This window comes from Citrobacter sp. Res13-Sevr-PEB04-36, from assembly GCF_015672735.1.
Classification (GTDB): Bacteria; Pseudomonadota; Gammaproteobacteria; order Enterobacterales; family Enterobacteriaceae; genus Citrobacter.
Genome location: NZ_JADABY010000053.1, coordinates 21,131 through 29,154 on the forward strand (window position 1 = coordinate 21,131; position 8,024 = coordinate 29,154).

Sequence of the window (8,024 nt, forward strand, 5' to 3'; positions counted from 1 at the left end):
CATAGTGTTATCTTATGCAAAACAGGATCTTGTCCGCGCAAAAAAGGTTTAAAAATGCCGCTGAGCCAACTCCTCGCGCAAACCCGACCAAGGGTAGAGCAATTACATCATACCGCGCTCGCTGCCCCCTTTCCGGGTTACGTAATCTTTTTTAGCGTCAGTACTGGTCATGAGCGCGCGCATACCGAAATAGCCCGCGGCCACTCGCTGGATGACGCCTGGCTTATCGGTGCCCAGGCGCTCCAGCGCTGGTGTCAGAAGGCATCTATCGATCCCATCTGGCTCCGTGTAGATGTCGTGAACAACATTGAAACATTGCGCTGGGACACGCTGCAAAACACCTTACGCAAAACTAAGCGCAATTACTTCCGCTTTGGGCTGAGCTTCACCCCGACGTTTGAGCAGGCGATCCTGGAGCAAGAAATCGCCGCTCACGCGCTTCTGTATATGGGTACGGAGGGCGTGGCGACTCCGAATGACAAAAATCTGGCTAACTATTCCCGAAAACGCTTTGGCATCGATCTGCAATGGCCTGACGATTCGGCTCAGGAGATTTGGCGTTTTACTACCAGCAGCGTTTTTAGCGATGGCCAGCAGATTCTGCCCATCGAGTCTCGCGGCAAACATTCAGGGTATCGCCAGCTCCCGTCATGGCAAGATGCACTGGACCCGATGATCCAGTCAGCAAGTCGCTATCTGGCATGCCAGGTGCAGAAATCTGGCCGCTACCATTACGGCTGGTTCCCTTGCTTCGACCGCGCGATCCCAACCTATAATGCCCTGCGCCATGCCAGCTCAACCTACGCCCTGCTTGAAGGCTGGGAGATCACTCAAAGTAAAGCGCAGTTTGACGCTATAGAGCGCGCGCTGCGCGACCTTACGACAACGTTAATTCGCACCTACCCTCTGCCCGACGGCAGTGAAGCGGATTTTCTGGTTGATACCGGTGACGAAATTAAGCTCGGCGGGAATGCCGTGTGTATTCTGGCTATGGCGAAATATACCGAGTTGACGGGAAACCGGCGTTATATCCCGCAAATGGAGCGGCTGGCCAACGGTATCTGCTTTATGCAGAACAGCGACACCGGCGGCTTCTGTCATGTTCTGCACGCTGCGGATTTATCCCTGAAGGCCGAACACCGGATTATTTACTATGACGGAGAGGCCGTTTTTGCGCTTATGCGTCTGTATGGTCTGACAAAAGCACCCCGCTGGCTGGAAACCGTCGAGCGGGCAATGGACTATTTTATCGCCCAAAAACACTGGCAGGCGCATGACCACTGGCTGAGCTATTGCGTCAATGAACTGACGCTTTATCGTCCTCTGGAGCGCTATTATCGCTTCGGACTGGAGAACGTTCGTGGGCACCTCGATTTTGTACTGAACAGAATCACCACCTACCCGACGCTGCTTGAACTAATGATGGCGGCACAGCAAATGATCGCTCGCATGGCTGCGGATGACGCCTACCAGCATCTGCTGGCGGATTTTGATTTGCAGACGTTCTACCGTGCGCTGGAGTCCCGCGCACGTTATCTGGCAAACGGTTTTTTCTGGCCTGAACTGGCAATGTTCTTCAAAAACCCGCAAAAAATTGTCGGCAGTTTCTTCATACGTCATCACAGTTATCGGGTACGAATTGATGACGTCGAACACTACCTTTCGGGGTATGTGGCTTATCGAAAATATTTACAGAGCGGCGCACAAAAAACGCCCCTGCCAGCCCCAACACGCAAGCAGCAATTGGTCTTTCTCGGCGGTAATTTCCGCCACGAAGGGAATGGGATTGAAATCTCAACAATACGCCGCTGCGCATTGTTCATACGTGAGCTCGCCATCAAGCCGATGGTGATTATCTCAAGCTGGAACCCCTCATTAGCTTCCACCGTCACCGCGTTATATCAGACAGGAAAGCTGCCAGAACCGGTTGCGGCGCTGACCGTCTATGACTGGTTACCCGACATGCTGGCACGCGCGGAGTTACGCCCACTACCCAACCACCTCCCGGGAACATTGATTAAAACCCGCCGGGACACCGCAGGCAGAATTGAAGCACGACGCTACGCCGATGCTCAGGGCCAGATCAGCCATGAAGACTTTGTCCATCCACAGACAGGTCAGATCATGTTGCGCCGAACCTACCGCACCGTCGAGGGCGCAACATCCCTCACCGGGCTCCAGCTCTGTTTTGCCCATCATGAGCAGCATTATGCGTCTGAAGGTGAATTTGCGGCGGCGATGCTCAAACACAATCTGGACAAAGAAACGACCTGGCACTTCCTGGTCGATAAGAATCTGGCGTGGCGAGAGTTTGTCTGTTCTGAGCCCAAAAAGACCCTGCATGGCACCATGACCGCCGTCATTCACTCAACCCATCGTCTGGACAATGGGCGCTATAAACAGGCATACCGTCACCTGTGGGAAGATGAAACACGGCTCGATCGTATCCTGGTTTTGACGCAACAGCAGCATGCTGACCTGGCCGAGGACATCACCGGTGCACACCGACTGCGGACCATCCCCCATCATCTGGACAGCGCGCTGACGAGCACGCAGTGGCAAAAAAGTGCGTCGCAGCAGGTGCTCTTTATGGCGCGCTACTCAGCGGAAAAGCAGCACCAATTGCTGTTTCGCGCTTTTGCTCTCGTCGTGGAAAAGGTACCCACGGCAACGCTGCACACCTGGGGAAACGGACCGTTAAAAGAACCGCTCTCGCGATGGGTAAAACAGCACGGCCTGGAACGTCATATTCATCTACATGGTTTTTCTGCCGATCTGGCTGAGATCCATCGCCGGTCCAGTTGTTCTGTTCTATGTTCTAACCATGAAGGCTTTTCTCTTTTTGCGCTGGAGTCATTAGCTTATGGTACGCCGCAGGTCAGTTTTGATATTAAATATGGCCCACGCGATCTCTTGCAAGACTCCGGGGCTGGCATTCTCGTCAAGCCGGATGATGAACAGGCGCTGGCGGATGCCCTGGTGATGCTGTTGAGCGATCCGCAAAAATTAAAAGCGATGCAAAAAAATGCCCAACGTCACGCGGCCCATTTTTCCGAAAAACAGGTGGCCCGACTCTGGCAAACATGGTGGCAGGAGATTCAGTCATTAGGCGAAGATAACCCACAGCAAGATAGGCCATAAATGCTGACGAAATTATTGTGCAGGAGAGAGCCATTCGTTCAATATTGTACTGTATTCCAACGGGCTGACGGACGCGCGTGAACGATCGTCCTGGCAGGCGTACACTCTGGCAACGCTGGCTGACTCTCGGCCTGGCGCTGCTGTTTGCGTGCTCTGCCGGGCTAAGCGCTGGATGGAATTTTAATACTATCATTGCCCGCAGCCAGCAGCTTTATGGTCCGGCAACGCCCGCGGCACAACGTCAGATCGATGCGTGGGCGGAATTGCTAAAAAGTCCACCGCAGGGTGACATTAAAGATAAGCTCAACCGCGTAAACCAATTCTTTAATTCCAGGATGCGTTTTCGCGATGATATTACCGTCTGGGGTCAACAAGATTACTGGGCAACGCCCATTGAATTTTTACGTAAAGGCGCTGGCGATTGTGAAGACTATGCACTGGCGAAGTATTTTTCCTTGCGTGAAATGGGAGTGCCTGCCCGCCAGTTACGCATCATCTACGTAAAAGCATTGCAGTTAAATCAGGCGCATATGGTTGTTGCCTGGTATGCCACGCCTGATGCGACGCCCCTGATTCTGGATAATTTAAAAACCGCCGTTTTGCCCGCAACGCAGCGAAACGACCTGCTCCCAGTTTACTCTTTTAATGAACAGGGATTATGGATTCCGCAAGCAGGAAAAAGTAAACGCGTCGGCGACAGTAAAAGACTTTCACGCTGGCAGGATCTTCTCACCAAAATGCGTGCAGAAGGATTTGAAATTAATGAATAGGAAGTAGCCATGTCTCTTTATAAACAGCTACTCATTGGTATTTGTCTGTTTACGCTGGTTATCTTTTGCGGCAGTTTTTATGTCACGCTGGAGAGTTCACGCGATCAGTATCATAACCAACTGAGTGCGCACGCACAGGACACCGCGACGGCTCTGGGATTATCGCTGACCGCCAATATTGACGATCCTGTTATGACGGAACTGATGGTTAACTCCATTTTTGACAGTGGCTATTTTTACCGCATACAGGTCATTGACCTCAAAACTGGCAAGCCGTTGATTGAAAGAAAAAATACGCCGCAAAGCACCGATGTTCCCAACTGGTTTGTGCGCCAGGTACGCCTGAATCCAGGCCAGGGCGAAGCCGTCGTGATGCGGGGCTGGACACAGGTTGCCCGCGTTGAAGTGGTTAGCCATCCCGTCTTTGCGCTGACGCGCCTGTGGGACAGTCTGGTCGCCAGCTTCCTGCTGCTCAGCGCATGCAGCCTGCTTTGTCTTCTGGGTGCCATGCTCATGTTGCGTCGCCGTCTGCAGCCGCTGAACTACATTGTCGAGCAGGCAACAGCCATCAGCCGCCGCGAATTCCTCAATCTTCCGGCCTTGCCAAAAACACCAGAGCTTCGTCGGGTGGTTGAAGCCACAAACATGATGGTCACGCAGCTTAAAGCACTGTTTAGCGAACAAGCCGCGCGTACAGAAACCCTGCGCCAGGAAGCCTACAGCGATAGCCTGACCGGATTGAACAACCGTCGCGCCTTCGATATTCAGTTGCAATCGCGCTTGAGCGATGAAGAGCATCTATCGGGACACCTGATTCTGTTACGCGTCCAGGATCTTATCGGCCTTAACCAGCGCCTCGGCGGTAACAATGCCGACCAGCTGTTAATCGCCATCGCCAGTATTCTGAATGATCTGCAACAACAGTTCTTTCGCCACGAAGGGTTTCTTGCCCGCGTTCGCGGAGGTGAATTTGCAATTATCGCGCCCCTTATCCTGCCACAAGAGATGGATAGCCTGCTCGCTCAAGTCAGCGCGCAATTAAAAACGCTGTATGAAACCGGCATGAGTGACGTCACGCCTGTGGCACATATGTCACACATCGCCTTCAACGTTGGCGATACACCACAGGCTGTGATGTTACAGGCAGATCTGGCGCTGACGAGGGCGGAAAACGCCATGAGTTTCTTCGTCAATAACCAGACCTCGCTCGCGGTAGAAAACGACGACGATCGCTATCACTGGCGCCAGCGCCTGGAAACCGTTCTGGAAAATAACGCTTTTGTGCTGTTTTCCCAGCCCGTTTTTCAGTGCAACGATAAAAAGCGTATTCTGCACCACAAAATTCTGGCGCGGATCGCAACGGAAGACGGAGAGACCATCGCTGCGGGTCGTTTTATGCCCTGGGTTCGCCGCCTGGCGCTCAGTCGCCAGATGGATATCGTGATGCTTCAACAAACGCTGAGCGCCATGGAAAAAAAACCTCAGGCAATGGCGCTCAGTATCAGTGGTGAAAGCGTTGCGGATGAAGAGAGTATTAATGTGTTGCTGCAACCGCTGAAAAATGCTCGCCATCTTGCGGAGCGACTGACGCTGGAACTGGATGAAAACGAGCTACCGAATCCTGAGCTCGTCAGTATTCTGGTGCAAAAATTAAACGCTCTGGGCTGTCGTTTGGGGATCCAGCACTTCGGTGGACGCTTCCACCTGGTCGGTAACCTGCCGCAATGGGGTCTGGCGTGGATTAAAGTTGATGGCGGATATATTCGCAATATCGATCGGGAAGAAGATAAGAAACTCTTTATTGAGGCCATCTATTGGGCGACCCGCCAGGTGAATCTGCCGTTAATCGCCGAACGCGTCGAGACGGAAGGCGAACTCGCCGTGTTGGAAAAAATGGGTCTGCATGGCGCAATGGGACGTTATTTCAGCGATGCCATCGCCCTCACCAAATAATCTTCAGGAGAACAGCCATGCTTTTTATTGAACGTGACAGTGAGGGACGGATCGTGCGAGTCGAGCAGGCTTCATTTCCTGAAGCGACGGAGCAAACGGCAGAAACAACCACCGAGATAGAAGAGTGGTTGAAAGCGAATACCCTGCGTACCGCTACGCTACACCAGCTACAGCAAAGCGATCTTGATATGGTGCGAGTCCTCGAAGATCTTATCGATGTCCTGATAAGTAAAGGGGTAATCAGTATTACCGATCTTCCGCCGGCAGCGCAGAACAAAATGTTCAACAGGGCTAAAGCACGTCGCCAACTCGGCGGCCTTGAAGATTTGATTGGTGATGACGAAGACCGGTTAATTTAACGCATTTTCTTATACACCACGGATCTATTCAGGCGGATATATTATATTTCGCCTGAATACAAGATAATGAACTACTAATCGGGCATTCTCGTTCTGGTGAATTAATAAGCACCTACAAGAAATAGTAGTTTCTCATATATAAAGAGCATAACTGACCATATGCAAATGATTTCAATGATAAAATATCACTTTTATGTTGTATGAAAAACTAACAAAAACTTGTTAATATCAATGAATATGCCTCACCATCATATTATTATATCGTCTGTATGATCGTTGAATTGTCAGACAATAATACGCGTTTTTTATCATTCTCTATAAACTCCTGCACACAAGTTATTTGTGGTCATTGTTGTTTTAGATAGTCCAAAGAATCAAACCGGGTTAATAAGGTTCCACACGGCCAGCGCGTCAATATCCAGAGTTAATAGCATCAACGAACATGAAACAAGCAAGTCGATGATCGGGATCGCGTAAAGATTAAGGGGAAGTACCATGAGTGCTATAGTCGGAACAATAAAAACAATAATTGGACAGGTTTTCGCTATCGCATCAGATGGAAGCCGGCGCGTCCTTGTCGAGGGGGATCATATCCTCGCGGGCGAACAGGTTGAGACCGGTGCCGCCGGGGCCGTTTCGATTTCTCTGACGAATGGCAAAACGCTTGCTCTGGGTCGCGACACTCACTGGGACAGTTCCAGCCTTTCTCCTGACACCCATCCTGAGGTAGATCACACCGACATTGCCGCGATACAACAGGCCATTGAGGACGGTCAGGACCCAACGCAGGTTCTGGAAGCAACCGCAGCAGGCCCACAACCCGCAGGACAACCGGGATCAAGCGGCGGAGGTTCGCATACACACGTCATTCTTGATCTTACGGGTGAAATTCTCGATCCCACTGCTGGCTACCCAACGACCGGTATTGATTTTCCTGATACCGACCCTCGCGAAGAACTCACTCTGTTAGACAGAGATTCAGACTCCGACAGCGACTCGGATTCTGACAGTGATTCAGACTCCGACAGTGATTCTGACTCTGACAGCGATTCCGACTCCGACAGTGATTCCGACTCCGACAGCGATTCAGATTCTGACAGTGATTCAGACTCCGACAGTGACTCAGATTCCGACAGTGATTCCGACTCTGACAGCGACTCTGATTCTGACAGTGATTCCGACTCAGATAGCGATTCAGACTCCGACTCTGATTCCGACAGCGACTCGGACTCCGACAGCGATTCAGACTCCGACAGCGATTCAGATTCTGACAGTGATTCAGACTCCGACAGTGACTCAGATTCCGACAGTGATTCCGACTCTGACAGCGACTCTGATTCTGACAGTGATTCAGACTCCGACAGCGACTCTGATTCCGACAGTGATTCCGACAGTGATTCCGACTCCGACAGCGACTCAGATTCTGACAGTGATTCAGACTCTGACAGCGATTCAGACTCCGACAGTGATTCAGACTCGGACAGCGATTCAGACTCGGACAGTGACTCTGACTCCGACAGTGACTCTGATTCCGACAGCGATTCCGACTCTGACAGTGACTCTGATTCCGACAGCGACTCTGACTCCGACAGTGACTCTGACTCCGACAGCGACTCGGACTCCGACAGCGACTCGGATTCTGACAGCGATTCCGACTCTGACAGCGATTCCGACTCTGACAGCGACTCTGACTCCGACAGCGATTCAGACTCCGACAGCGATTCCGACGCTGACAGCGACTCTGATTCTGACAGCGACTCAGACTCCGACAGCGATTCAGACTCGGACAGCGACTCGGACT

At 51.8% G+C, this 8,024-nt stretch carries 5 protein-coding genes; all 5 read left to right on the top strand.

All coding sequences use genetic code 11. From position 1 onward, the window contains the following. Positions 1 to 54 precede the first annotated feature (54 nt). Entirely contained in the window at positions 55 to 3,141 is a 3,087-nt protein-coding gene (locus IMQ48_RS15685; RefSeq protein WP_196209785.1) for a glycosyltransferase, read from the top strand. 77 nt (positions 3,142 to 3,218) lie between these two features. After that, a complete protein-coding gene (lapG, locus tag IMQ48_RS15690; protein WP_196209786.1) occupies positions 3,219 to 3,911 on the top strand; it encodes a cysteine protease LapG in 693 nt (230 codons plus the stop codon). 9 nt (positions 3,912 to 3,920) lie between these two features. Further along, positions 3,921 to 5,864 carry a LapD/MoxY N-terminal periplasmic domain-containing protein gene (locus tag IMQ48_RS15695; RefSeq protein ID WP_196209787.1) on the top strand — a complete coding sequence of 648 codons (1,944 nt, stop codon included), beginning with the start codon at positions 3,921 to 3,923 and terminating at the stop codon, positions 5,862 to 5,864. Positions 5,865 to 5,881: 17 nt separating this feature from the next. After that, the gene (locus tag IMQ48_RS15700) at positions 5,882 to 6,223 is read left to right on the top strand and encodes a tryptophan synthase subunit beta (RefSeq protein ID WP_196209788.1); all 342 of its coding nucleotides are present in this window, start codon (positions 5,882 to 5,884) and stop codon (positions 6,221 to 6,223) included. Between the two features lie 495 nt (positions 6,224 to 6,718). Then, a partial coding sequence (locus tag IMQ48_RS15705; RefSeq protein ID WP_196209789.1) for a retention module-containing protein occupies positions 6,719 to 8,024 on the top strand: 1,306 nt, incomplete at its 3' end.